This window comes from Desulfotomaculum defluvii (genome assembly GCF_054657375.1).
In genome coordinates, this window is sequence record NZ_BAAHYV010000006.1 from 176,016 (window position 1) to 199,874 (window position 23,859).

The window sequence follows — 23,859 nt, forward strand, 5'->3', positions numbered from 1 at the left end:
GTAGTATCTACTTTGGTAACTGTTGCCATGGTAGGAACATTAGTTCTTCCAATCGCTGCAGGCCCTGCTTTTGCAGGATCTGACAACCGCGTAAGCAAGGTAGTTAATGTAGCTGATGATTATGAAGGTAAACTTGGCACCCTGAGCATCAGTGAAGATGAGGATTATTCTGGTGACTTCGCATCTGGCGAAACCTTCACCTTGACCTTGCCTAGCAATGTTGATTGGGCTGATGGTACAAACAACGATGACAAATTAGACGTTAGAAAATTAGTTGATGGCCCTGTAACTGCCAAACTAGTTAACGACCAAACATTAGAACTTACCTTTACAGACAAAGTTACCACTAAGGCTGCGAAAGTAGCAGACATAGTAGATATCGATATGGCTATCGTGGTAGATGGCGCTGAAGGTGATATTAAGGTTAGCGTTGATGGAAGAGACTCCGGCGTAACTGGCGGCGACTATCTGATCGCCCGTGTTAGCAGCGGCAGCACTGTAACTACTGCTTTAGATACCGAGACCATTGGTGACGGTTTCTCTAAAGGTGGCACCATTAAAATTGAAGAAACTTCAGTTAACGCTATTGGAACTGCAGAACAAAAAATTAAACTTAAGCTTCCTAATGATTTCGTTTGGAATTCTGTTTACAGCACTTCTAAATACAGTGATGTTAAGGACTATATCACCTTCAGTGGTGGATTCAGCTCTGCTGATTTCGTAAAAGCTGAAATTAGCGATAGAAACCTAACCATTACTCTTGATCCCGCTTCTGGCAGAACCCAGCGTGGTGTTATCTACGTTGTACCTTACTTCAAAGCAGATGACGCTGACTACGGTGATGTAGAAATTAATGTATCTGGTGACGAAATTGATGATGCAGATGTTTTAGTAGGAACCTATTCTGATTTCGGTGTAGAACTTGCTATTGATGATGTTGAAGACGTGGTAGCTGGTCAATACGCACAAGAAACTGGCACACTGACCATCGAAGAGGCTGTACCTGGCACCTTAATTGCTGGCCGTGACCTCACCGTTGAGCTTCCCTCTTGGGTGAAAATCACTAAAGTAAAAGCCAAAGTTAAAAAAGGTGACAATAATTTCGGTGTTACTGTAGATTCTTATGATGGCGAAGACAATAGTATTGACTTAAACATCGTGAACGGCACCAAGAAGACTGCAGCTAAAATTGAAGTTGACTTTGAAGTTTCTGCACAGGCCAACAAGACTGGCGATATCAATGCAGTAATATCTGGTAAGTCTGGCGGCGAAGGGGAAATTGTAATTGCTAAGGCTATTGCACCTGTAACCCTTGAATCTCCTGCCAAAGCTCAACTGAAGATTGGTGTTCAAGACCAAGCTATGTCTGATATCACCATTACAGAGACTGCAGCTGGAAATATTCTAGAGAAAGACTCCTACAATAAAGATGCCCAAATCGTTGTTAAGTTGCCTGCTAACATTGAGTGGGCAAGCACTCCTAAAGTAGAAGTTGTTGAAGGCAACTTGGAAGTCGACGAAGATAACGTAGATACCAGTGGTAGCTACCTCTATATCCCTGTTGATTCTGAGTCCAGCAAGGCAAGCAAAATTAAGATCTCTGGCATCACAGTTGATATTAACCGCGTAGTTCCTGAAGGCCCCGTGGAAGCTAAGATCATGGGTACTGCCCTGGTTGAAAACGATAAGGCTTCTGAAGGCTGGTTAGACGATGCTAAGCCAACTGGTGCTAATAAGGGCGACGCTGGCACTCTAGATGCTGGTGAATTTGATACCGATAATGTAGTTAAAGTTGTTGTTGCTAACGTTGTAACTCCTGCTCCTGAAGCTGGCACCGCTATCTTCAACGTTGGCTCCTCCATCTACACTGCTGGTGGCGTAACCAAGGTTATGGATGCTGCTCCTTACATTAAAGAAGGCCGCACCTACGTACCTGTTCGTTACTTAGCTCTGGCTCTGGGCGTAGCTGAAGAAGACATCGCTTTTGAAAACGGCGTTGTTACCTTAACCAAAGGTGAAACCGTTGTTAAGTTGACAATTGGAAGCACCACCCTGACTCAGAACGACACCACTGTAACCATGGACGTTGCTCCTGAAGTTGATAACGGTCGCACCATGCTCCCCGCACGCTTTGTAGCTGAAGCATTCGGCGCAATGGTTGGCTTTGCTAACGGTCAGGTTGTAATTTCTCAATAATTAAGTAGTTAAGTAAGCAACTAACTAAAGAAAGCCCAGACCAACTGGTCTGGGCTTTCTTATCTAACATTTAGGAGGGATATTTAGTGCTGTTAAAGATGCGGCGGTATGTCTGGCTAACATTATTGCTTACCCTTATACTTACCGTTCCTGCCTTTGCACAAGAGAATACCGACCCTTCCCTAAGCTTAAACCAAGCCATTGATAAAGCCTTGGCCCACAGTACCACACTTAAAAACGACCAATTGAGTATTGATCAAACTGAAATACAACGTGATAATGCCCAGCAGGCTATGAACTATACCCCCATAGATTATGACTTTAACCCAGCTGATACCAATACTTTTAAAGCTTACTATGGGGTTGACTTTGAATATAGAAAAAACAAGAAAAAGTTAGACTCTGACAAAAGGCAAGTTGTGGTGGACGTAACTAAAGCCTACTACGAAGTAATTAAAAACAAGTCAGCCCTAGAGGAAAAGAAAGTTACCCAAGCTAAAAACCTGATAAAATTAGGACAAACTAACTCCAAGGCGGCTGTAGGGATGGCTACCGCAGCTGATAGATTAGTTGCAGAGACTGCAGTGGCGGCAGATAATGCGGCAATAAAAGATGCATCTTTGAAACTAGAAAATTCCTATAGTAATTTGAATAAATTAACAGGGCAAGAGCTTACCTGTCGACCAATTCTTACTGATTCAATTACCTTTACTCCCTCTGGCATTAAAACTGATGAACAAGTGCTAAAAGCCCTAAATAACTCCTATGAGATGTGGTCGGTCAATGAGGCTGCAAAACTAGCTGGTACAATGAAATACTTTGAATATTGGTCTGACATTGGAATTAAGTCGGAAGCTCAGGCAAATAATACTGCGTCAGACACTAGAGAGGCTATGAAAGTTCAAGTGGAAGAGCTTTGTCATGGCATACTAGCATTAGAAGAAAAATACAATGAACTAGATAAGCAGGCCCAACAACTTCAAGAAAACCTAAGGGTAATTAAAATCCAGTACGAACTGGGTTTAGTTACCAGAGATGCAGTATTGGGTGTTGAGGAACTGTTGAAAAAGATTGAGAGTGGAAAATTAGAGGTTGCTTCTACACACGAAGTTTCATTAAAATCACTGTTTCGCCTTACAGGTGAATTAAATGTTACTACTATTAAATAACAAAAATAAAAAATCGTCGACTATCATGTCGACGATTTTTTACATATTGTCCATAGTCCATCTAATACAATGAAATTATATTATCTAAAACGTGACTATCTGGTATAATAGATTAGCATAGTCAGCAAAATGTACTAATGCGTTTATATGCCCGAACAGGAGGATTAAGTAGTGAACCAAAAACAACCGCAGAATCAGCTTTTTCTTTCTCTACATCCAGACAAAATAATTAAAACATCTGAGGCAGAAAAGAAATTAATGTTAGATGAAGTATCCCAACTTCCTTCAGAAAAAAATGGAGAAAAGGTTTTTTTTGATGGAATATATTGTGTTAAATATGAAGAATTTCTGCAAGTGGGTTTTTATATTAGGAACTATCTTGATAGACCAATATTAATTGGAAATGTAACGATTAAAATAGTTAATGACCGTGGTAATGTGCTGGCAAGTCAAGAATTTAGATTGGTAGAGATAGGGCAAATTCCTAACCGAAGTGTTCGTCCATGGGATGTACAGTTTCGAAACGAAAATGTTTTTGAAGAAGATATAATGAAACAAAACTGGAAATTAGTCGTAGAGGATAATATGGGGGGCAAGGTGTATTTTCCTGTAATATCAGATACCAAACCAGAGCCTTTAAATAACGAAGAAATACAAAAGTTAAAAGATTTCTTGAAGACAGATATACCTCTAGAAGAAGATGAATTAAGGGTCATACCCTACGAAATAAAAGCAAAAGATAATGGCGATTTATTAGTAACTCTACTAATAAGAAGTAATACAAAGAAATCCTTGTTATGGAATGCTTTTGGAATAACAGTTTTCAATGCTAAAGGACAAGCTATAGCAAAAGGATATTTTGACATAGGACATAATATAATTGAAGCAGGGTTTTTTTTCTTAAGAACCTTTACATTCCCAGCGGATACTGTAATAATCAATAATGCAGACTTGAGTGACTGGACTATACAGTTACTTTAAGAGGCTATTTGTAATATTCATAGAGATTATTTTAAATAATATAACAAAGTTTCTATTTTAGTTAGGGGAGTGTTATGAATGTTGAAGGACGTCTCTGAGAGAGCAGAGTATGTAGGTATATTGTTGAGCCTTGCAACCATGAATGAGAAAGTAACACCATCTCAAAAAGAGCAGGTGGCATTGATTTTAAAGAATTATCAGGTTCCTGAAGATTATTTAGAGGAGATATGGAAAAAGATAAACTTTAAATTTTCAGTTGAAGAACTTTTAATACCAATTCAAGATAAAGACAATAACTATAAAGTGGCCCTATTACAAGAGCTTACTTACTTTTTCCTTTCAAATGGAACATATGGACAAAGGAAGGTTTTGTTAAATAAAATAGCTGGCGAATTTGGATTTAAAGTGGATTTAGAAGGATTAAAAAACCACGTTTTAGAGATGGCAAAAAGAAAAAAATAATCGTACACCTCCAGATCTATATTAATAGGAACTGGGGGTGTTCCTTTTAGGTGTGCCTATTTACTTAAGATATTTTATATTGACATGAACTATACATTAGTTGCTTAAACTTAGAGGATTATGTAGTTGTATGTTGAATTTTGAATAACAGAAAAAGAAAAGTTGAGGTGAAAGCATGAAAGAAAAGAGTCTTAAGAGAAATAATTATATTTTTTTTACCCTCATTATCCTAGCCATAATAGTAATATTAATTTGTCAAAGCGCGGGTATTGAACAAAATAATCAATATTTAGAGGATTATAAGATATATCGCTCTTACCAGCAACTTATAAATCAAGAAAAATACCAAGAGGCGGAAAAGTACTTAAACCATATATTGCCACGATACCAAGACAATTACCTTGTCCAATGGGATAGGGGAAAAATATTGTTAGGAGAAAAGAAATATAAAGAAGCAGAAAATGCACTAAGGCTTGCAAGGGAAATAAGACCAGTGCTAGTCCTTAGACCGGAATATTTATACAATACTGCAGAGACCTACTTTTTTTTAAAAGACATTAATAAAGCCAAGCAATATCTTAATGAATGCCTGAAATATGAAGATAGTACCTATACAACTAAGGCTAGGGAACTTATGCAACAAATTGAGGCTCTGGGGGAGGTAAAATGATGAGGGAGCAATCAAGACAACCGATGATAGATAGTTGGATACAATGGATACTGTTATTTGGTATTTTATGTATACCTTTAATTACAAGGGCCAAGGCTCTTTTGTTTATTTCTCCTGAAATCATGGTAAACATAGCCAATACAGGACTCAAAGCTGATGTCTATAGCTATTATAAGTGGTGTTTATTACTTTTTATTACCACTGTGCTCGTAATATTATTTAGTATAAAATTATTAAGTGGTTATAGAATAAAACAATCTTTTATTAATATACCCCTGGTTCTCCTTACCCTGTGTTTACTAATCTCAGCCACTACAGCGGATTACAAAAACCTTGCCTTATTTGGGATGTACAATAGGTACGAGGGGACGTTAACTTATCTTTGTTATTACACCTTGTTTTTTATTGCCGCTAACACTTGTTTTAACAACAAGAGCTTTTTTACAAAAGCTTTTATTGCTCTGTCTCTGGTTATAGGAGTTAATGCTATTTTAAATTTAAGCGTTTTCTTTGACTATAGGTCTATAAATGAAGCTGTAGCAACATCATTAGTAATACCTGACGAACTTTCAACCGCAAAAACTCATGGAATTATCTATGGTACGTTAAGTAATCCAAACTATTATAGCGGTTTTGCAGGGGGGTTATTGGCATTCTTTTTTTATGTTGCTGCTTGTACTAATAATGTGCGATTAAAAGTAGGGGGGTATTTACTTGTTGTAATATCTTTCGCCCTGTTATTGTCATCTCTTTCAAGTAGCGGCTTTATTAGTTTTGCTGTAATACTTCCTGTTATGATAATTGTACTTATAGTGAAGGCACAAAACAAAAGAAAGACAACAGTTACTGTTATCAGCCTTTTAGCTACAATGTCGCTAGTTTTTTGGGGCATGAACAGTTTTAACCCAAGGGTCTACGATGAGACCTTAAAACTTATGGCCCCTATGCAGCAAACAGCGTCAATTATATTTAATAATAAAGAATTTAATTTAGTAAGGTTAGCTGAAGCAAATACAGATACCAAAGTAAATGAACCAATTAATGAGTTTGATTTACCGGAGATAAAAACAACAGCGGGTACTGGTCGTGTGTACATATGGCAAAAGACAATGGAACTGATTAAAAATAGCCCATTATATGGTTATGGGTTAGATACCTTTTTGTATAATTTTCCTCAAAATGATAAACACCTAATGTCTAATATTGGCGAGACAAATACATATGTAGATAAGCCACATAACATGTATCTTAATTTTGCCTACGGAACAGGGATAGTCGGATTCGGTGCACTTTTGTGCCTCTTAGTTTTATATATTCTTAAAGTTGGAGAAAAAGTAATTAAGAGTAACGAAGGTAGCGTTAATCTAATAGCTACATTCTTTTTCTGCCTAACCTTTATGATTCAGTTTTTATTTAATGACTCAGTTATAGGGACATCTATAGTATTTTGGATACTTATGGGATATAGTGTTTCTCAGTTAGACAATATATGTTAATAATAAAGTTACTTGTAAAAAATGGGAGGAAGAATTGTGGAGCAAAATATTACTGTACAATACCTTGGAGAAGAACCCCATAAAGAACTTATTAATAAAATTCTACTTCGCACGGCTAAGGTAGCTGTGGTAGGTCTAGGGTATGTTGGCTTACCCTTAGCTGTCGAAAAAGCCAAAGTAGGGTTTCAGGTAATCGGAATAGACCAAAATAGACGCAGGGTTGATTTAATAAATGAAGGTATAAACTATATCAAAGATGTTAAAGACCATGAACTAAAAGAATTAACAACAGCTAAAAAAATAACTGCTCATACCGATTTTAGTATATTATCAGAGGCTGACATTATAGTTATATGTGTCCCCACCCCGTTAACTAAAAACATGGACCCGGATATTTCTTATATAGAAAACGTAACTCATCACATTTCACAGTATCTAAGATATGGACAACTAGTTACCTTAGAAAGTACAACCTATCCTGGTACAACCCAGGAAGTTATTTTACCAATGCTTGAAAGAACTGGTTTGATTGTGGGTAAGGATTTCTTCTTATCCTTCTCACCAGAAAGAGTTGACCCAGGTAATAAGCGCTTTACCACTAAAAACACATCTAAGGTTGTTGGTGGCGTTACAGAGCATTGTTTGGAAGTTGCTAGAGTTTTTTATGAAGAAACAATTATGGAAGTAGTTCCTGTATCATCCCCGGCTGTTGCAGAAATGACAAAGGTATTTGAAAATACATATCGTGCAGTGAATATTGCACTAGTTAACGAATTAGCCCTACTCTGCGATAGAATGGATATAAATGTCTGGGAAGTTTTGGATGCTGCCGCCACCAAGCCCTTTGGCATACAAATCTTTTACCCAGGCCCAGGTGTGGGTGGCCACTGTATTCCAATTGATCCCCACTATCTAACTTGGAAAGCTCGGGAGTTTGATTTTCATACTAGATTTATTGAACTTGCTGCAGAAATAAACATGAATATGCCTTATTTTGTAGTTCAAAAAATAAGCAAAGCTCTCAATGAAAATAAAAAAAGCTTAAGAGATGCAGCTATTCTTGTTTTGGGTGTAGCCTATAAAAAAGACATTGATGATGAACGGGAATCTCCAGCCCATAAAGTAATGGAACTACTGCTAAAAGAGGGAGCAAAACTAACTTATCACGATTCATTTATTCCTGAGTTACGACTACATACAAAAGATTTAATTAAGCTTCAATCACAAGAACTAACTGAGAAATTAGCAAGTGAAGCGGACTGTGTAGTAATCTTGACAGACCACAGCAATGTGGATTACAGGTGGCTGGCAGAAAAAGCCAATCTGATTGTAGATACAAGAAATGCTACTAGATATATTATAGAATCCAATGCAAAGATTGTTCGCTTGTAATTGTAAAATTAGGAGGAAATTAAATGTCTATAAACAGAGTACCGTTATTGGATTTAGCTGCCCAAAATGGACCACTAAAAAATGAGATCTTAGCTGCAGTGGAAAGAGTATTTGACTCCGGTAAATTTATTATGGGGCCATTTGTAGAGAAATTCGAAAAAGAAGTTGCTGGTTATTTAAACAGCAACTTTGCCTTAGGTGTTTCTTCTGGAACTGATGCACTAGTCTTAGCCCTTATGTCTTTAGGGGTAGGACAAGGTGATGCTGTTATTACAACAACATTTTCCTTCTTTGCTACAGGTGGAGCGATATCGAGGGTAGGGGCTAGACCGTATTTTGCTGACATTGAAAAGGATACTTATAATATTTGCCCTATGTCAACCGAAAAAGCAATCAATAAGGCTGCTAATGATGGATATAAAGTAAAGGCAATTATACCAGTGCATTTATATGGACAGTGTGCAGATATGGATAACATTATGAGTATTGCAACTAAGTATGATCTATATGTTATTGAAGATGCAGCACAGGCCATTGGTTCTTGCTGTATGTATAATGGAGAAGTAAGACAAGCAGGTACAATTGGACATATTGGATGTTTTAGTTTCTTTCCAAGTAAGAATCTAGGGTGCTTAGGGGATGGGGGTCTAGTTACATCCCAGGATGAAACCATACATGATAAGATGAAGCTGTTAAGAACCCATGGGGCTAGACCTAAATATTACCATGCTGAAATTGGAGGTAACTTTAGACTGGATGCAGTACAGGCAGAAGTACTTTCAGTAAAACTACCTCACCTACAAAAGTGGCATGATGGAAGGAAAAATAATGCTAAAAAGTATCGACAACTATTTGCCAAATCTGGACTGATAGAAATGGGTTTTGTCTCACTCCCAATTGAAAGATACCCCAACGTTGACAATGGACACATTTATAATCAATTCATGTTAAGGGTTCAAAAGCGCGATGAACTTAGGACATTCTTGTCTGGAAAGAATATAGGAAATGAAGTTTATTATCCGGTTCCCTTTCACCTGCAAAAATGTTTTGCTGATTTAAGATATGAAAAAGGAGACTGCCCAGAAGCAGAATCTGCGGCAACACAGTTAATTGCCATACCTGTTTATCCAGAACTCACAATAGAACAGATGCAGTATGTAGTGGATTCCATCAAAGAGTTTTTTGAAAAGGAGAACTAAAATGACCCTTACTATAGGTAAAAATATAGCTGTTATTGGGGCGGGATATTGGGGTAAAAACCTAGTTCGCAACCTACATAACATTGGTGCATTAAAACTAGTTTGTGACCCTAACGTTAAACTGCTTAACCAGTATCGTGAACAATATCAAGGTATTGAGACAACCAGCTCCTATGATGAAGTACTAAATAATGACTCTATAAAAGGAGTCGTTATTGCGGCACCAGCTGAATTACACTATAAACTGGCTTATCAAGCCCTTGAAAAAGATAAAGATGTTTATGTAGAAAAACCTCTTTGTCTTTCCGAAGTGGAAGGGGAAAAACTATGCAGGTTTGCTGAAAAACAGCAAAAGATTCTTATGGTTGGCCATTTACTTCATTATCACCCTGCTGTACATAAGATTAAAGAGATTGTTACCTCTGGGCAGCTTGGAAGACTAAATAATATTTATTCTAACCGGCTAAACCTTGGTAAGTTTAGATCAGAAGAAAATGTTCTTTGGAGTTTTGCTCCTCATGACGTTTCTGTAATATTAAATCTGGTCGGCAAAATGCCTAACAAAGTTTCTGCAGTTGGTAATGCAACTCTGCAAAATGGGATACAGGATACTGTTAATGTCCAAATGCAGTTTGATAATATAAATGCTGGTATTTTTATTAGTTGGTTACATCCTTTTAAAGAACAACGAATGGTTATTACCGGAGATAGAGGGATGCTTGTTTTTGATGATGTAAGTAAGGGTCAAAAGTTAAAGCTCTATAAAGAACCTGTAAAATGGAATAGTACAACACCAGTGCCTGCTCCATCTGAACCTCTTGTAGTAGAAATTAGCACAGATGAACCCCTGCGCAGTGAGTGTATGGCCTTCATTAAAGCAATGGAAACTCGTGTTGCACCGGTAACAGATGGCTGGGAAGGACTTCGAGTGTTAAAGATATTAAATGCATGTCAAGACTCTTTACAAAATCAAGGACGGTGGGTAAATTTTTGTAGTAGAAGTGCTAGTGATAAATCCTACTTTGCTCACGCAACTGCAATAATTGATGAACCCTGTCAGATTGGCTCTAACACAAAGATTTGGCATTATAGCCATATTATGAATGACTGCACAATTGGCCAAAAATGCAACATAGGTCAAAATGTAGTTATTTCATCTGACGTTATACTGGGAAATAACGTTAAGATACAAAATAATGTATCTGTCTATACTGGCATAATATGTGAGGATGATGTTTTCCTTGGACCTTCCATGGTATTTACCAATGTAAAAACACCTCGAAGCCATGTGTCTAGGAAGGACGAATATGCCCAAACATTAATTCGTAGAGGGGCGTCAGTGGGGGCCAATTCCACAATCGTTTGTGGTATTGAAATTGGCAAATATGCATTAATTGGGGCTGGCTCTGTGGTAACGAAGGATGTGCCGGATCATGCCCTTATGGTAGGAAACCCAGCTAAACAAATCGGGTGGGTATGCCAATGTGGAGAGCGTCTGGAACCAGGTAAAACTTGTGAACGCTGTGGACATGTATTAAGGATTAGTTAAGCTAAGGATTGATGGTAGATGAGTGTTAAGACCATTTTAGTAGCAATAGTTGATCTAATTTTTATTCATGCAGCTATTTTATCTGCCTTTTATGTAAGATATCTTGGAGAAGTGCCCTGGCGTAACTTTGAGGCATATATATCCATATCACCATGGATATCCCTAATAGCTCTGGGGTTATTATGGTTATATGGTTTAATGCCCTTTTCCAAGGTGCGAGCAAAAGAAGATATATTCCCGGCAACATTTTTAACAACCATATTACTAAATTTTGGTATTATGGCTGTATCCTTTTTTAGCCGGGAGTTTGCTTTCCCACGTTCAGTTATTATTATTGAAGCTTTCTTTTTGTTTGGCTTTCTAATGTTGTGGAGACATGCTCTAAGTTCTATAACCTATAGGGTAAAAAATCCGTTAAAGCTCTGTGTTATCAGTGGTGAAGAGGAACAAGAATATATAACTGATCGTTTGCATGGGGAATATAAAATTGCTTTAAAGATTACTGACCATAATAATATAGAAGATATAATGGCAGTAATAGATGAGTTTATGGTACTACATAGTGGAATCCTGGACGGAGTTATAATTGGAAGGGATATTGATCCTAAAATAAGATCATCTCTAAGTGAAGCTTTAGTGTCAAGGCGGTTAAGAGTCTATGTTTTACCTTCAGTATATGAGGTGCTTATTGCAGGGGGTAATGTCTCCACATTTAAAGATATACCTGTAATAGAGTTAAAAGGTGACCAGATAAATCAACGCTTTAACCTAGCACGTCGGGTAATGGATATATTCATTGCCAGTATGCTATTACTCATTCTATGTCCAATAATGTTGCTATGTGCAATAGCTATCTGCATAGAAAGCGGAAGACCGGTGATATATAAGCAAGAAAGAATAACATTGCAAGGAAATTCTTTTATACTTTATAAATTTCGCAGCATGGTTCATAATGCAGAGGATAAAACCGGACCGGTGTTGGCAACTGAAAATGATCATCGTATTACCACCGTTGGAAAAATAATGCGATCACTTAGATTAGATGAATTACCTCAACTAGTTAATGTTCTTCAAGGGTATATGAGCATGGTCGGCCCTAGGCCCGAACGCCCCATTTTTGTTGACGAAATAACTGCACGTATACCTGGTTATAAACTGCGTCATGAAATTAAATGCGGAATAACTGGGATGGCACAGGTGCAGGGCAAATACAGCACCCGAGTAGAAGATAAATTGGTTTGGGATTTGCTATATACAAAGAAGCATAATCCGTTATTAGATATCAACTTAATTCTACAGACACTAAAAACAGTACTTATAAGAGACAAAGCAAGTTAATTAGGAGGACTATATGAAAATTGTCACTGTAGTAGGGGCCAGACCACAATTTATAAAGGCAGCTGCTGTATCTCGTGCTATTAAGGAGCATAACAACGATAACCCTGATAAGCCAATTCGAGAAATTTTAGTTCATACAGGACAACATTATGACCACAACATGAGCGAAGTATTTTTTGAGGAGCTAGATATTCCCCATCCAGATTATAATTTGGGAGTAGGCTCTGGTTCCCATGGGAAACAAACCGGTCAAATGCTAGAGGCTATTGAAGAAGTGCTAAATAAGGAAAAACCAGATTGGTTGCTTGTCTATGGTGATACTAACTCAACCTTGGCAGGGGCACTGGCTGCTGCTAAATTGCATATACCAATTGCACATGTGGAAGCTGGCTTGCGCAGCTTTAATAGAAGGATGCCTGAAGAGATAAACAGGGTATTAACGGATCATGTATCATCCTTACTTTTTTGTCCCACGGAAACCTCTGTTTATAATTTGGTTTGCGAAGGTATCAAGGTCGGTGTTCACAATGTTGGGGATGTAATGTATGATTGCATGAATTATTACTTGAATAATTTTGGGATTGGTAATTTGACTTTAAAAAAATTAAGACTAAGTGATAAAAAATTTGTACTGGTAACTGTTCATAGGGCAGAGAATACAAATGATGCATTGAGACTAAGTAATATATTTTCCGCCTTAAATATAATATCTGAAGAAATTCAAGTTTTAGTAGCTTTACATCCTAGAACAAAAAAATATTTAGGGGAATATGGTATAACAGTAAATGAAAATATTATTTTAGCCGAACCTTTTTCCTACCTACAAATGATTGCATTAGAGAAGAACGCTGAAATTATTCTCACAGATAGCGGTGGTGTCCAAAAAGAAGCTTTTTTTGTGAAAACACCGTGCATTACACTGAGAGAGGAAACCGAATGGGTAGAAACCGTTGAGGCATATAGTAACACACTTGTTGGGGCTAACCAAGAAAAAATTATTCAAGCATATAGCAATATTATTAATGGAAGAAAAAAACCGGAATACAGTAATGTATATGGACAAGGATACGCTTCAAAGCAGGTACTAAAGATTATGTTGGAGAGTGTAAAATGAGGCTTCTCATTAAACCATTTTTAATTCTTGTACGGTATAGGTATTTATTAGCCCAAACCACATTAAATGATGTAAAAGCACGTTTTGCTGGTTCAATAATGGGAATGTTATGGTTGTTTTTATATCCATTATTGCTTTTAGGTGCCTATGCGGCAGTCTATCTTTTCATATTCAAAGTTAAATTTCAATTGTTTGATTCTAACGAGTATGTGGCTCTTATTTTCTGTGGGCTAATTCCATTTCTTGGGTTTGCCGAGACACTAGGGATGGGAGTGGGGAGTGTAGTAGCGAATGCTAATTTGATAAAGAATACTTTGTTTCCTATAGAGTTAGTTCCGGTCAAAGCTGTATTTGTTTCTCAATTTACCCAGGCAATGGGTATGATTCTATTATTAGTTAGCCTTTTTTCTCTAGGCAGAATATATGAAATGACCCCTTTATTTTTAATCGTCTGGTTAGCCCAAATCCTTTTTTCTATAGGGGCAATATGGATATTAGCAAGTATGAATGTATTTATAAGAGATTTGTCAAATATAGTGTCAGTTCTAGTGCTATTCTTAATGATGATTAGCCCGATAGCTTATAGTGCTGATATGATACCTGAGGGCTTACGGCCTTTTCTAGCACTAAATCCGTTATATTACATGATTATTTCATATCAAGATATTTTAATGTTTGGTCAGGTGCCAAGAGATAATGTACTGTTTATATTACTAGTATTGGCTTTACTAACGTTTATACTTGGTTACTGGTTTTTTATGAGATTAAAAAGGGTGTTTGCGGATAATGTATGAGATGGCGATTAAAATGGAAAAAGTCGGAAAAATGTATAGGTTGTATAAGCGCCCTATAGACAAAGTACTAGATGCCTTTAATTTGAATTTCTGGCGAAAGAACTACTATGAAGAGTTTTGGGCTTTAAGATCACTTGATTTAGAAATAAAAAAGGGAGAACGTTTAGGAATTATTGGGCGTAATGGAGCAGGAAAGAGTACATTGCTAAAAATCATTACTGGTAATATTGCTCCAACCGAAGGGAACATTAGGGTAAATGGTAGGATACAGGCCCTTATGGAACTTGGCACTGGATTTCACCCTGAATTTACTGGAAGACAGAACATTAGGGCATCCTTAGCTTATCATGGTTTATCTAACAAAGAGATTCGGCAGAAAGAAGAAGAGATTATAGATTTTGCTGAATTGGAAGATTTTATTGATCGCCCGGTAAAAACTTATTCTGCCGGTATGTACGCCCGACTAGCTTTTTCAACTGCAACGGCTGTAGAACCTGAGATTTTAATAATTGATGAAGTTTTAGGAGCCGGTGATGCTTATTTTGCGGGCAAATGTGTTGAAAGAATGAGAAGGCTTACAGAAGATTCAGGAGCAACAGTATTATTCGTGAGTCATGATTTGAATAGTGTAATTCAATTGTGTGATAGAGCCATTTGGATTGACAGGGGCCGCATTCAAATAAGTGGTGATCCCCTAAAAGTTATTAAAGATTATTCTATAAAAGTACGCAAAGATGAAGAAATTCGTCTTCGTGCAAGAGAACAAAAAGTATTAAAAAAACAAGCTTTGTTACTAGACCGTGAAGAAGATCTTTATCAACCACTTTTATTTCATTTTATAAGCAATAATAATTCAACCTCGGCTCAAGGAAGAAGAATATTTAATATAAAGCTTATCTGGGAGCATGAAGAAATTGGTTCTATAGATGTTGGGGGTCCAATGGACAATTCTCCTCAACAACTTCATTACATTATGGATACAAAGGGTTATATGGACTGGGGGTTAGCACAAAAAGGGGAACATGGTATGTTCCGTGAGTATAAGGATCTACAAAGCAAATATAAACATGCACCGTTTATTTTTTCTATCCCCAAAGAAATAATTGGTAAAGCAGATTATTTCACATTAGTGGTAGAAGCAAGTAATGATGTTGGTGATATGATTATCGAGGGATATAATGGAAATAAGTATATTCCTATAGGATCAATAGGATATTGTCAAAAATCATCTCATGTTTTCAAGGTGCCAAATATATTTAATGTAAATAAACAAGAGACTGTAGAGAAAAAAGAATTTTTCAAACTAGAACACGGGCTACCAGTGGAAGGGATATGTGAAACTTGTTTAGATGTTGTTAATAATGAATCAACTGACTATGGAACTAAAGAGGCTAAAATTGTTTCTGTTAGGATGTTAGACCATAAGGGGCGAGACACAAGAGTGTTTGAAACAGGCAAACCGTTAAAGGTTGTCTTTGATTACTCGGCTGGGCACCAAATGATACGTCCAGTGTTTGTTTTTTGTGTATACTTGCCAGATGGACGTTGTGCGACACAATGGGTAGCAAGTGAGAAAATATATGGTTCTATTAGAGTTCCAGCAAAAGGGTGCTTTGAATTTAATATAGATAACTTATCTTTAGGCAAAGGAAAGTATATTGCCAGTGCAGCCATTTTTAAGAAAATGCCTACTAATGGAATCGAGCCTGAAAGCTATCATGTAATAGACCGCTCTATTCATTTTGAGGTTTTTCAACCTGTTGATGATACTCTTGAAAGAGGCATCTGTATTCAAAATTTTAGAACTAACATATCATAGCATAGCATATTTAAAGGAACAAGATAATATCTTGCTGCATTAGTGCTTTTAGGAGGATCAATATGCCCGATAACCTATACGAGAACCCCATTATATGGGGAAATAACCCGGAAACATACCAGAGGCAAGTTTTACAAGATATTTTAGATAATATACCAAATGATGTTGAAAGTGTGTTGGATGTTGGATGTGGGGATGGATACATTACTAACTCCCTTCCTAAGTCCTTACGGGTAGTAGGGCTTGACTCTAGTAGAGAAGCATTAAAATATGTACAAAGAGAGACAAGGATAGGAGATATAAAAAAGCTTCCATTTCCAGATAACTCTTTTGATCTTGTAATGGCAAATGATGTTCTTGAACATCTAACTATGGAAGAGCGTCAACAAAGCCTAAGAGAGTTGGCTAGAGTTTCAACAAAATATATAATAATTACGGTTCCCTTTTTAGAAGACCTTAATATTGGGGCTACTAGATGTGAGCGATGTGGGTGCTACTACCATGTCAATCATCACAAGCATTCCTTTGAAATTAAAGAATTAAGGGAACTATTTATTGAGTACGGGTTTAATTGTGGGCAACAGATATTATCCGGAGATATATGGCAGAAGCATCCTTCTGATGCAGTATTGATAAAGAAATTGTTAGGGTTAGAATATGCTGAGGCTCTAGCACCTTTGTGCCCATATTGTGATAGCAAGAAAACAGTTCGTCCGGAACTACTCATAAAAATAAATGCTCTTATAGATAAAGCTTTAAACACATTATATCTAAAAGAACCTCGATTGGCAGATCAATGTTATATACGAACAGAATGCATAAGTATCTATTCAAAAGTTAATAGCGCATTTCTTGATAAAGAAGGATTTGTTGATTCGGAAGGTTCATTAATAAATCTGCCTAAAGAGATACTTTTGACAAATGAAATTGATTTTAGAAGACATGATTTATACCAAAAAAGTTATATACCTAAACTTTCAAGACTTCCTTATTTCCTCTCTGAAGAGAATATTGACAATAAAGGAGCTATTGTTACCATCAATAGTCCTATTAAGGCGGGTTTTTTTTGTCGGCCCCAAAATATAAATAAACCGATTTGTTTAAAACTTATAGGTTCTGTTAAAGATGAAGCTACAATTACCGCAAACATGTATGATGATACTAAGGGATATAACAATCCTAAAGATTCAATAGTAAATGGTGATTTTGAACTAAAGCTTGAATTTGCTGAAATTAGTATATCAACCTATGGAATACTTTTTGAAATTGCGACAAATAGTTCCCCCATTAAACTCACAAGTCTTACATTAGTAAATGTAGATAATGATGAAATTACTTTATTTAACAATGAAAAGGGAATAGGAAGATATCAAAGGCTGCCATATCCGGGCAACGTGTATTTGAGCCTCCCACTATATGGTAAGTACATAGTTCAGAGAGAATGGATGACAAAATACGATAGTCTAGTTAATAACCAGGTTGTACTGGAGCATTATAATTTTACAAATATTAGTAACGTTTTGAGTGACTCTTTTAGAGAATTATCTGTAGAATTAGAGACCTTATGCAACAAATATCAAGGCTTATTAACGGATAAAGATATTCTTAATCAGAAATATGAGAATTTATCGGTATATTTCACAAGCATGAAGGAAAGATATGAAACGCTCTTATTAAACCATAATGACCTAAAACAAGCGTATAAATGTAAAGACTCAGAACTACAGAGCGTTAAGAAAGACTATCTAAATTTGAAACAATTATATGAAAATAGTCTGGCGCAACGTGTTAAAAAAGCTATTCTTAAGCTGGGTAGGGGAACATATGAACCTTTTGAAACTTTTAAAGAAAAAATATTATTATATGCAAAGCCCGATATTTTAAATATTAATAGTAATAACAAACAAAATGTGAATACTAAAAAATTCCTTATGATTTGCCATGACCAGCAAATTGATAGGCGCATAATCCAACAAGCTACAGCACTTATGGAAGAAGGTTGGCTAGGAGGAATAGTTGGACTTTCTTTTGATAGTGAAGATCACCAAGATAATTATCTTGGCGTTTCTGTACACCGAATTGGGCTTAGTAGAATAGTTCCTGACTGTCCTGTCTACTGGGACTATCAGAATCGTCAACGGTGGATTTTGTGGTGGGGACGTTGGTCAGGACTTCTAAATAAACTAAATTGGAAATACTATAAATTTATTTTATTGGCAAAATACAAATGCCCCTCAATAAATTATCCGTTGCCGTTTGACAATGCTTTCTATGAGGCAGCTAAGCTTTATCCTTCAGATCTTATAATAGCCCATGATCTCCCCGCATTAAAAGCAGCAGCTAAACTTGCTAATGATTGGGGGGTACCATTAATTTATGATGCACATGAATTGTATAGTGAGCAAAAAGTATTTTCATCTTTTCAGAAAGAAATAATGGATGACTACGAGAAAGAATATGCTAAAAAATGCCAGGCTATTATAACAGTAAGTAGTTCTTTTGCTGAAGTTATAGAAAGAAAAAATAATGTTAAAAAACCTAATGTCATTATGAATGTATCTGAAACCAAGTTTACACAACCTCAAAGATCTCGATTGTTGCATGACAAGGTTAAGCTTCCTTATGATCATCTATTGATGCTTTATCAAGGTGGAATCGCACATAATAGGAATATAGAAAACCTTATAGAAGGATTTAGACTAGTTAATGAGGAAAGCTTACACCTTGTATTACTAGGGCCCTCCGAAACGAAGCTTGAAAATAAACTAAAAAAATTAGCAGGAAATCTTCTGAATAAACGTATACACTTTTTACCTGCAGTACCTCAGGATGAGCTCTTGCAACATACAACTTCAGCTGACTTTGGGGTTATCCCTTATCCACCATGTGATTTAAACACAAGGTACTGTATGCCTAATAAAATGTTTGAGTATATTCAAGCATCACTGCCGATTCTTGCTAATGATTTAGTCGAAGTTAGCAAAGTCCTTCACGAGATTGGGGGAGGGGGTATGATAGCGGACCTTAACTCACCTAATAAAATAGCAGAAGCAATTAAAGCAATGATTATCAGAAACTTAGAAGAGGATAGGCAAAAATTAAGAAAGGCTAGAAATAAACTGTCTTGGGAGACAGAAAAAATAAAGTATCTAAGAATAATTAATGAAGTAATGAAAGAGGGAACAAATGAAAACTGACCGGGAGATGGCGGTATTAACTCGAGCAGATTCTGTATTTGGTATGAATTTTCTTCGGGAACTAGCTTCGAAAGGAATAAAACCATACATTATTTGTGTTGAGTATACGACATTTTCAAAAAGAATTAGGATGGCTAAAAGTCTCGCTAAAAAAATAGGTTGGGTAGATGCACTAAGGTATAATATAAAGTTTTGGAAACCAATTTTTAGAAGGGCATTAAGTTTTGGGAGGAGGAATCCTCTACCCAACTATGATGGACTCGCTGAAAAAATCGTTAAGTGTCGAGATATTAATGACGAAGTTGTTGTATCTGCCCTTAAAACATCAGGAATAAAAAAGGTAGTGCTAGCCCAATCCGGTATTATTAGGAAACCTATACTTGACTTAGGTAAATGGGTTATTAATTGTCACCCGGGTCGGCTACCTGAGCTGAGGGGTGTTGATGTAATTAGATGGGCTCTTTTGGAACGGAGGGCGGTGGAAGTAACCCTGCATATAGTTGATTCAGGGATTGATACAGGCAAGATACTAAAACGCCAAATAGTTCCAATTAAAGATGGCGATAATTGGAATATGATAGAAAAAAGATCAATAGAAAAATCCCTTGATTTATTACTAGATGCTGCGATAAAAGGACCATCTGAATACTGTAATGAGATTACACAAGAAAAAAATGAAGGGAAACAGTATTATTTAATGTCATTCAAAGAAGTACAAAAGTTAGAGAAACAGTGGCCAGAAATACTATCTAGCTATATTTCAGGAGGTTCAAATGAATACAAATAGATGTAATATTAATTTACAACAAATTTGGCAAGGAGATCCTCTACTACCATATTATAATTTACAAGGGCTGACCGATATTATTCTAACTTGTGATGTCGATTGGGCTCCAGATTTTGCAATTGAGTGTGTATTAGACCTTGTACAAAAATATGGTTGCAAGATTACCGTTTTTGCAACTCATAAGTCTAATGTTCTTGTGAATGCACCTAGTTTTGTTGAGGTTGGATTACATCCTGATTTTACTAGACCACATTCGAATACTTGGTTTGATGAAAAGTTATATTCATTAAAAGAAATATATCCAAGTGCAAAAGGAATGAGGAGTCATAGGAATTTTTTTGGTCAGAACATTGCAGATATAGCAAAAAAATGTGGGTTAATCTATGATGCCAGTGTGTTTTTATGGAACGAGCCATTCTGTCAGGCACATCAGGATTATAATGGTATGTTTAGATTTTCATACATGTGGGAAGATGGAATACATTTAGATATGGGATTACCACATGATTGGAATAACATTAATTTACATAATCCTGGTCTAAAAATTATTAATGTACACCCCATTCTTATTTATTTAAACTGTATTTCCGAGGAACAACGTAGAATAGTAACGAGTAAGTATAAGGACTTAACTAAAGCATCTAGAACAGAGATAGATATATATGTAAATAAAGAAAAGGGTATTAAAGATTTGTGGGAGAGTCTTCTTCAAATGATTAAAATCCAAGGAATAAATACATATCAACTCAAGGATTTAGTTAATTTCTAAGACGTAAAGAATATTTACTAATTCTAAGGCGGAAAAAAGATTATGTTAACAAACAAAAAAAGGAATATATTAACAACAATAGTTTTGTTATTTATTCTACTACATGTTTCATATGAAAGTGGCAATCTGGGGAATGCATACTATAAGCCAAAAAATATTGCTATTCTTCCAAATGGTACCAACGGGGTCCCCCTCACACACTTTGAACTTAACGATTTAGTCAAAAGTACTTCTGAAGCACTACAGTATGGTGATAGATTAGATTACGATAATTTAGGCCTTATTAAAGGAAAAGATTTGAAAGATATATTATTAAATGCAAAAACAGGTATGTGTGATGACTTTTCCTATTTGTTTTTAAGGGAAATTAATGGTCGAAACCCTTGGAGATTATATAACATTTATCAAAGTAATGGAATTATTCACAGTGTTGTTGGTGTTTGGGCCGAAGGAAAATGGTTAATATATGATGCTACATTAGGTATTCAATATCCAGCATCATTTGAGGAAATGTACAACAACCCTGAATTAGCTGAAGTGAATTATGACAACAAATTTTTTGAATTATATTATGGACAAGGTTTTTTTAAAGATATATATACTTATCAAGTTTATACATCTTTAGACCAAAGAGATTCAAATCGCTTATTGCCTACAAATATATCTTATATAAACCAAGGAAACTTTTACAAGGGATTTGGTCCCGAAAATTTGTTTGATTATAATAATAGTAGTTATTGTTCAGGGGATACTGATTTTTTGGATATCTCATTTAAACAAGCAAATGTCTATCGTATTGTTTTTTCTTGGTATGATGATACAAGACACTTTGAAGATTTTCATGTAACTTTTTATTTAAATGGAAAACAAGTTTATAGTAAACAGTTTGAGAATTTTGTAGCAGGGTATCGAACCGAAGCCTACTTGGGTGAGACGATAATAGCTGACCAGATCGTTATTAGGGTAAAAAAAAGTACTGGCAAGCCGATGTTTCTGCTTAGTAAGCTCTATCTTTATTAAATTAAGGAGTCTGAATAAATGTGCGGTATTGTAGGTTCAATTACTAATAACCATTTTATAAGTCACAAAGAAATATTAAAATCTATATTACATAGGGGACCTGATGGTGAAGGAATGTGGCTTTCCTCAGATGAGTCAGTTTTTCTAGGTCACCGACGCCTCGCCATCATTGATCCCGAAGGCGGCAAACAACCATTTTGCAACGAAGATGGCTCCATTTGGATAACCTTTAATGGCTGTGTATATAACTATTTAGAACTAGCCCAAATATTAAGAAGAAAAGGCCATAAGTTTAAAACCTATTCCGATACTGAGGTAATAATACATGCCTATGAAGAGTACGGCGAAAAATGTGTAGAACATTTTATTGGTATGTTTGCCTTTGCCATATGGGATGAGAATAAAAGAAGACTCTTTTGTGCCAGAGATAGAATGGGAGTTAAACCTTTTTACTATGTGCATAAGCCAGGAATTATTGCCTTTGCATCTGAGATCAAATCACTCCTGGCATCAGGACTAGCTGCAAAACAACCTGACTCCCATGGTATTCAAGAATACCTAGTTTTTCAAACAGTTCTTGGGGAGAAGACATTATTTAAAGATGTTAAGAAACTACTTCCTGGACATTATTTAATTGTAGATGAAAAAGCAGAATTATTGCATGTAGAAAAGTACTGGGACTTAAAATATGATATTGATTATTATCACACAGAAGACTACTTTGTGGATCGACTTAAGCTGCTTTTGGAGGATTCTGTTAAGATTCGTCTTCGTTCGGACGTAGCATTAGGTGCACACCTTTCAGGAGGTTTAGACTCAAGCACGATTACTTGTATATCCTCCCAACTAAATGTAGGCGGGGAGAAATTAAAGACTTTTACCGGTGCCTTTACAGAAGGTAAAAAGTTTGATGAAACTCGATGGGCTAGGTTGGTTGCAGAAAAAGCTGGGGTAGATATTCTGGAAATTTACCCTAAAGCACAGGATTTCTTAGAAAGTATACCTAAAATTATTTATCATATGGATGAACCTGCTGCGGGACCAGGGGTATTTCCGCAATATATGGTATCCAAATTAGCTTCGGAACATGTTAAAGTGGTTTTAGGTGGGCAGGGCGGTGATGAAATTTTTGCAGGCTATGCTCGTTATTTGGTTGGTTACCTTGAAGAGTGTTTAAAAGGTGCCATAGAGGAAACCGATCAGAGGGCTGAGTATGCGGCAACCCTTTCATCAATTATTCCAAGTCTACCTATGCTCCAACAATATGTACCTATGCTTAGAAATTTTTGGGCAGATGGACTATTTGAATCACAGGATCGTAGGTATTTCCGATTAATGGATCGTTCCGGCGGCATTAAAGAGGTGTACAATCCAGAGTTATTTGGAAGTAACCAAAATGTTTTTGAAGAGTTTCAAAAGGTTTTTAATGGTTCAAATGCAAAATCATTTCTCAACCGGATGCTATATTTTGACTTAAAGGTTCATCTGCCTGCTCTATTGCATGTAGAGGATAGAACTAGCATGGCCTGGGGGTTAGAATCAAGGGTACCGCTACTCGATCACCGTATAGTAGAATTGATGGCTAGCATTCCGCCTAACATTAAGTTTAAAGGTGGACAACCTAAATATCTGTTCCGAAAAGCAATTAAGAATATTGTTCCGGGTGAGATAATGAATAGAAAGGATAAAATGGGCTTCCCAGTCCCGCTTCATCTTTGGTTTAAAGATTCCTTAAAAGATTATGTTTCAGAAATTCTTTTAGATGATAAGGCAAAGAATCGAGGAATCTTTAATGCAAAGGAATTAGAAAAAGCTATAACACAGGAAAAAGACTTTGGTCGGTTAATCTGGGGAGCCCTATGTTTGGAGCTATGGTTTAAGACCTTTATAGATTAATAAGTTGTGGG

Annotated in this window: 18 protein-coding genes and 1 pseudogene; all 19 read left to right on the plus strand. The window is 36.3% G+C overall.

The genetic code is table 11. From position 1 onward, the window contains the following. Positions 1 to 27: 27 nt before the first annotated feature. Positions 28 to 2,196 carry a stalk domain-containing protein gene (locus ACYQ03_RS03585; RefSeq protein WP_459908729.1) on the plus strand — a complete coding sequence of 723 codons (2,169 nt, stop codon included), beginning with the start codon at positions 28 to 30 and terminating at the stop codon, positions 2,194 to 2,196. A gap of 86 nt (positions 2,197 to 2,282) precedes the next feature. Beyond that, positions 2,283 to 3,365: a TolC family protein gene (locus ACYQ03_RS03590; RefSeq protein ID WP_459907708.1), complete on the plus strand. Its 1,083-nt coding sequence runs from the start codon at positions 2,283 to 2,285 to the stop codon at positions 3,363 to 3,365. Positions 3,366 to 3,536: 171 nt separating this feature from the next. Further along, positions 3,537 to 4,346 carry an SLAP domain-containing protein gene (locus tag ACYQ03_RS03595; RefSeq protein ID WP_459907710.1) on the plus strand — a complete coding sequence of 270 codons (810 nt, stop codon included), beginning with the start codon at positions 3,537 to 3,539 and terminating at the stop codon, positions 4,344 to 4,346. Positions 4,347 to 4,424: 78 nt separating this feature from the next. Further along, positions 4,425 to 4,808, plus strand: coding sequence for a hypothetical protein (locus ACYQ03_RS03600; protein ID WP_459907711.1), 384 nt, complete (start codon positions 4,425 to 4,427; stop codon positions 4,806 to 4,808). A gap of 175 nt (positions 4,809 to 4,983) precedes the next feature. Then, entirely contained in the window at positions 4,984 to 5,478 is a 495-nt protein-coding gene (locus ACYQ03_RS03605; protein ID WP_459907713.1) for a tetratricopeptide repeat protein, read from the plus strand. Next, on the plus strand, positions 5,475 to 6,974 hold the full coding sequence (locus tag ACYQ03_RS03610; RefSeq protein WP_459907715.1) for an O-antigen ligase family protein: 1,500 nt from the start codon (positions 5,475 to 5,477) through the stop codon (positions 6,972 to 6,974). The genes ACYQ03_RS03605 and ACYQ03_RS03610 overlap by 4 nt, the downstream gene beginning before the upstream one ends. Positions 6,975 to 7,010: 36 nt before the next feature. After that, entirely contained in the window at positions 7,011 to 8,366 is a 1,356-nt protein-coding gene (locus tag ACYQ03_RS03615; protein WP_459907716.1) for a nucleotide sugar dehydrogenase, read from the plus strand. A 23-nt stretch (positions 8,367 to 8,389) separates the two neighbouring features. Next, positions 8,390 to 9,565 (plus strand): DegT/DnrJ/EryC1/StrS family aminotransferase, encoded by a 1,176-nt coding sequence (locus ACYQ03_RS03620; RefSeq protein WP_459907717.1) that lies wholly within the window; start codon positions 8,390 to 8,392, stop codon positions 9,563 to 9,565. Position 9,566: 1 nt separating this feature from the next. Then, positions 9,567 to 10,541, plus strand: a pseudogene (locus tag ACYQ03_RS03625) (Gfo/Idh/MocA family protein); the annotation flags it as partial. Positions 10,542 to 10,604: 63 nt separating this feature from the next. Beyond that, on the plus strand, positions 10,605 to 11,114 hold the full coding sequence (locus ACYQ03_RS03630; RefSeq protein ID WP_459908731.1) for an acyltransferase: 510 nt from the start codon (positions 10,605 to 10,607) through the stop codon (positions 11,112 to 11,114). A gap of 18 nt (positions 11,115 to 11,132) precedes the next feature. Then, positions 11,133 to 12,452 (plus strand): sugar transferase, encoded by a 1,320-nt coding sequence (locus tag ACYQ03_RS03635; protein WP_459907718.1) that lies wholly within the window; start codon positions 11,133 to 11,135, stop codon positions 12,450 to 12,452. Between the two features lie 13 nt (positions 12,453 to 12,465). Next, positions 12,466 to 13,566 (plus strand): non-hydrolyzing UDP-N-acetylglucosamine 2-epimerase, encoded by a 1,101-nt coding sequence (gene wecB, locus ACYQ03_RS03640; RefSeq protein ID WP_459907720.1) that lies wholly within the window; start codon positions 12,466 to 12,468, stop codon positions 13,564 to 13,566. Then, a complete protein-coding gene (locus tag ACYQ03_RS03645) occupies positions 13,563 to 14,360 on the plus strand; it encodes an ABC transporter permease (protein ID WP_459907721.1) in 798 nt (265 codons plus the stop codon). The genes wecB and ACYQ03_RS03645 overlap by 4 nt, the downstream gene beginning before the upstream one ends. Continuing rightward, positions 14,353 to 16,179, plus strand: a complete 1,827-nt coding sequence (locus ACYQ03_RS03650) for an ABC transporter ATP-binding protein (RefSeq protein WP_459907722.1) — start codon at positions 14,353 to 14,355, stop codon at positions 16,177 to 16,179. The genes ACYQ03_RS03645 and ACYQ03_RS03650 overlap by 8 nt, the downstream gene beginning before the upstream one ends. Positions 16,180 to 16,241: 62 nt before the next feature. After that, positions 16,242 to 19,376: a methyltransferase domain-containing protein gene (locus ACYQ03_RS03655; protein ID WP_459907724.1), complete on the plus strand. Its 3,135-nt coding sequence runs from the start codon at positions 16,242 to 16,244 to the stop codon at positions 19,374 to 19,376. Continuing rightward, positions 19,366 to 20,163 (plus strand): formyltransferase family protein, encoded by a 798-nt coding sequence (locus ACYQ03_RS03660; RefSeq protein WP_459907726.1) that lies wholly within the window; start codon positions 19,366 to 19,368, stop codon positions 20,161 to 20,163. Before ACYQ03_RS03655 ends, ACYQ03_RS03660 begins: the two co-directional genes overlap by 11 nt. Continuing rightward, complete coding sequence (locus tag ACYQ03_RS03665) at positions 20,150 to 20,932, plus strand: polysaccharide deacetylase WbmS family protein (RefSeq protein ID WP_459907727.1); 783 nt, start codon at positions 20,150 to 20,152, stop codon at positions 20,930 to 20,932. The genes ACYQ03_RS03660 and ACYQ03_RS03665 overlap by 14 nt, the downstream gene beginning before the upstream one ends. A 42-nt stretch (positions 20,933 to 20,974) precedes the next feature. Beyond that, positions 20,975 to 21,952, plus strand: coding sequence for a hypothetical protein (locus ACYQ03_RS03670; protein ID WP_459907729.1), 978 nt, complete (start codon positions 20,975 to 20,977; stop codon positions 21,950 to 21,952). Between the two features lie 18 nt (positions 21,953 to 21,970). Then, positions 21,971 to 23,848 (plus strand): asparagine synthase (glutamine-hydrolyzing), encoded by a 1,878-nt coding sequence (asnB, locus tag ACYQ03_RS03675; RefSeq protein ID WP_459907730.1) that lies wholly within the window; start codon positions 21,971 to 21,973, stop codon positions 23,846 to 23,848. The last annotated feature ends 11 nt before the right edge of the window (positions 23,849 to 23,859 follow it).

Excerpts from the sequence above, each read along its gene's own strand:
- ACYQ03_RS03635 (WP_459907718.1), top strand. The coding sequence starts at position 11,133 with ATGAGTGTTAAGACCATTTTAGTAGCAATAGTTGATCTAATTTTTATT.
- ACYQ03_RS03670 (WP_459907729.1), top strand. The coding sequence starts at position 20,975 with ATGTTAACAAACAAAAAAAGGAATATATTAACAACAATAGTTTTGTTA.
- ACYQ03_RS03585 (WP_459908729.1), top strand. The coding sequence starts at position 28 with ATGGTAGGAACATTAGTTCTTCCAATCGCTGCAGGCCCTGCTTTTGCA.
- ACYQ03_RS03610 (WP_459907715.1), top strand. The coding sequence starts at position 5,475 with ATGATGAGGGAGCAATCAAGACAACCGATGATAGATAGTTGGATACAA.
- ACYQ03_RS03660 (WP_459907726.1), top strand. The coding sequence starts at position 19,366 with ATGAAAACTGACCGGGAGATGGCGGTATTAACTCGAGCAGATTCTGTA.
- ACYQ03_RS03605 (WP_459907713.1), top strand. The coding sequence starts at position 4,984 with ATGAAAGAAAAGAGTCTTAAGAGAAATAATTATATTTTTTTTACCCTC.
- ACYQ03_RS03655 (WP_459907724.1), top strand. The coding sequence starts at position 16,242 with ATGCCCGATAACCTATACGAGAACCCCATTATATGGGGAAATAACCCG.
- wecB (WP_459907720.1), top strand. The coding sequence starts at position 12,466 with ATGAAAATTGTCACTGTAGTAGGGGCCAGACCACAATTTATAAAGGCA.
- ACYQ03_RS03645 (WP_459907721.1), top strand. The coding sequence starts at position 13,563 with ATGAGGCTTCTCATTAAACCATTTTTAATTCTTGTACGGTATAGGTAT.
- ACYQ03_RS03665 (WP_459907727.1), top strand. The coding sequence starts at position 20,150 with ATGAATACAAATAGATGTAATATTAATTTACAACAAATTTGGCAAGGA.
- ACYQ03_RS03620 (WP_459907717.1), top strand. The coding sequence starts at position 8,390 with ATGTCTATAAACAGAGTACCGTTATTGGATTTAGCTGCCCAAAATGGA.
- ACYQ03_RS03650 (WP_459907722.1), top strand. The coding sequence starts at position 14,353 with ATGTATGAGATGGCGATTAAAATGGAAAAAGTCGGAAAAATGTATAGG.
- ACYQ03_RS03600 (WP_459907711.1), top strand. The coding sequence starts at position 4,425 with ATGTTGAAGGACGTCTCTGAGAGAGCAGAGTATGTAGGTATATTGTTG.
- asnB (WP_459907730.1), top strand. The coding sequence starts at position 21,971 with ATGTGCGGTATTGTAGGTTCAATTACTAATAACCATTTTATAAGTCAC.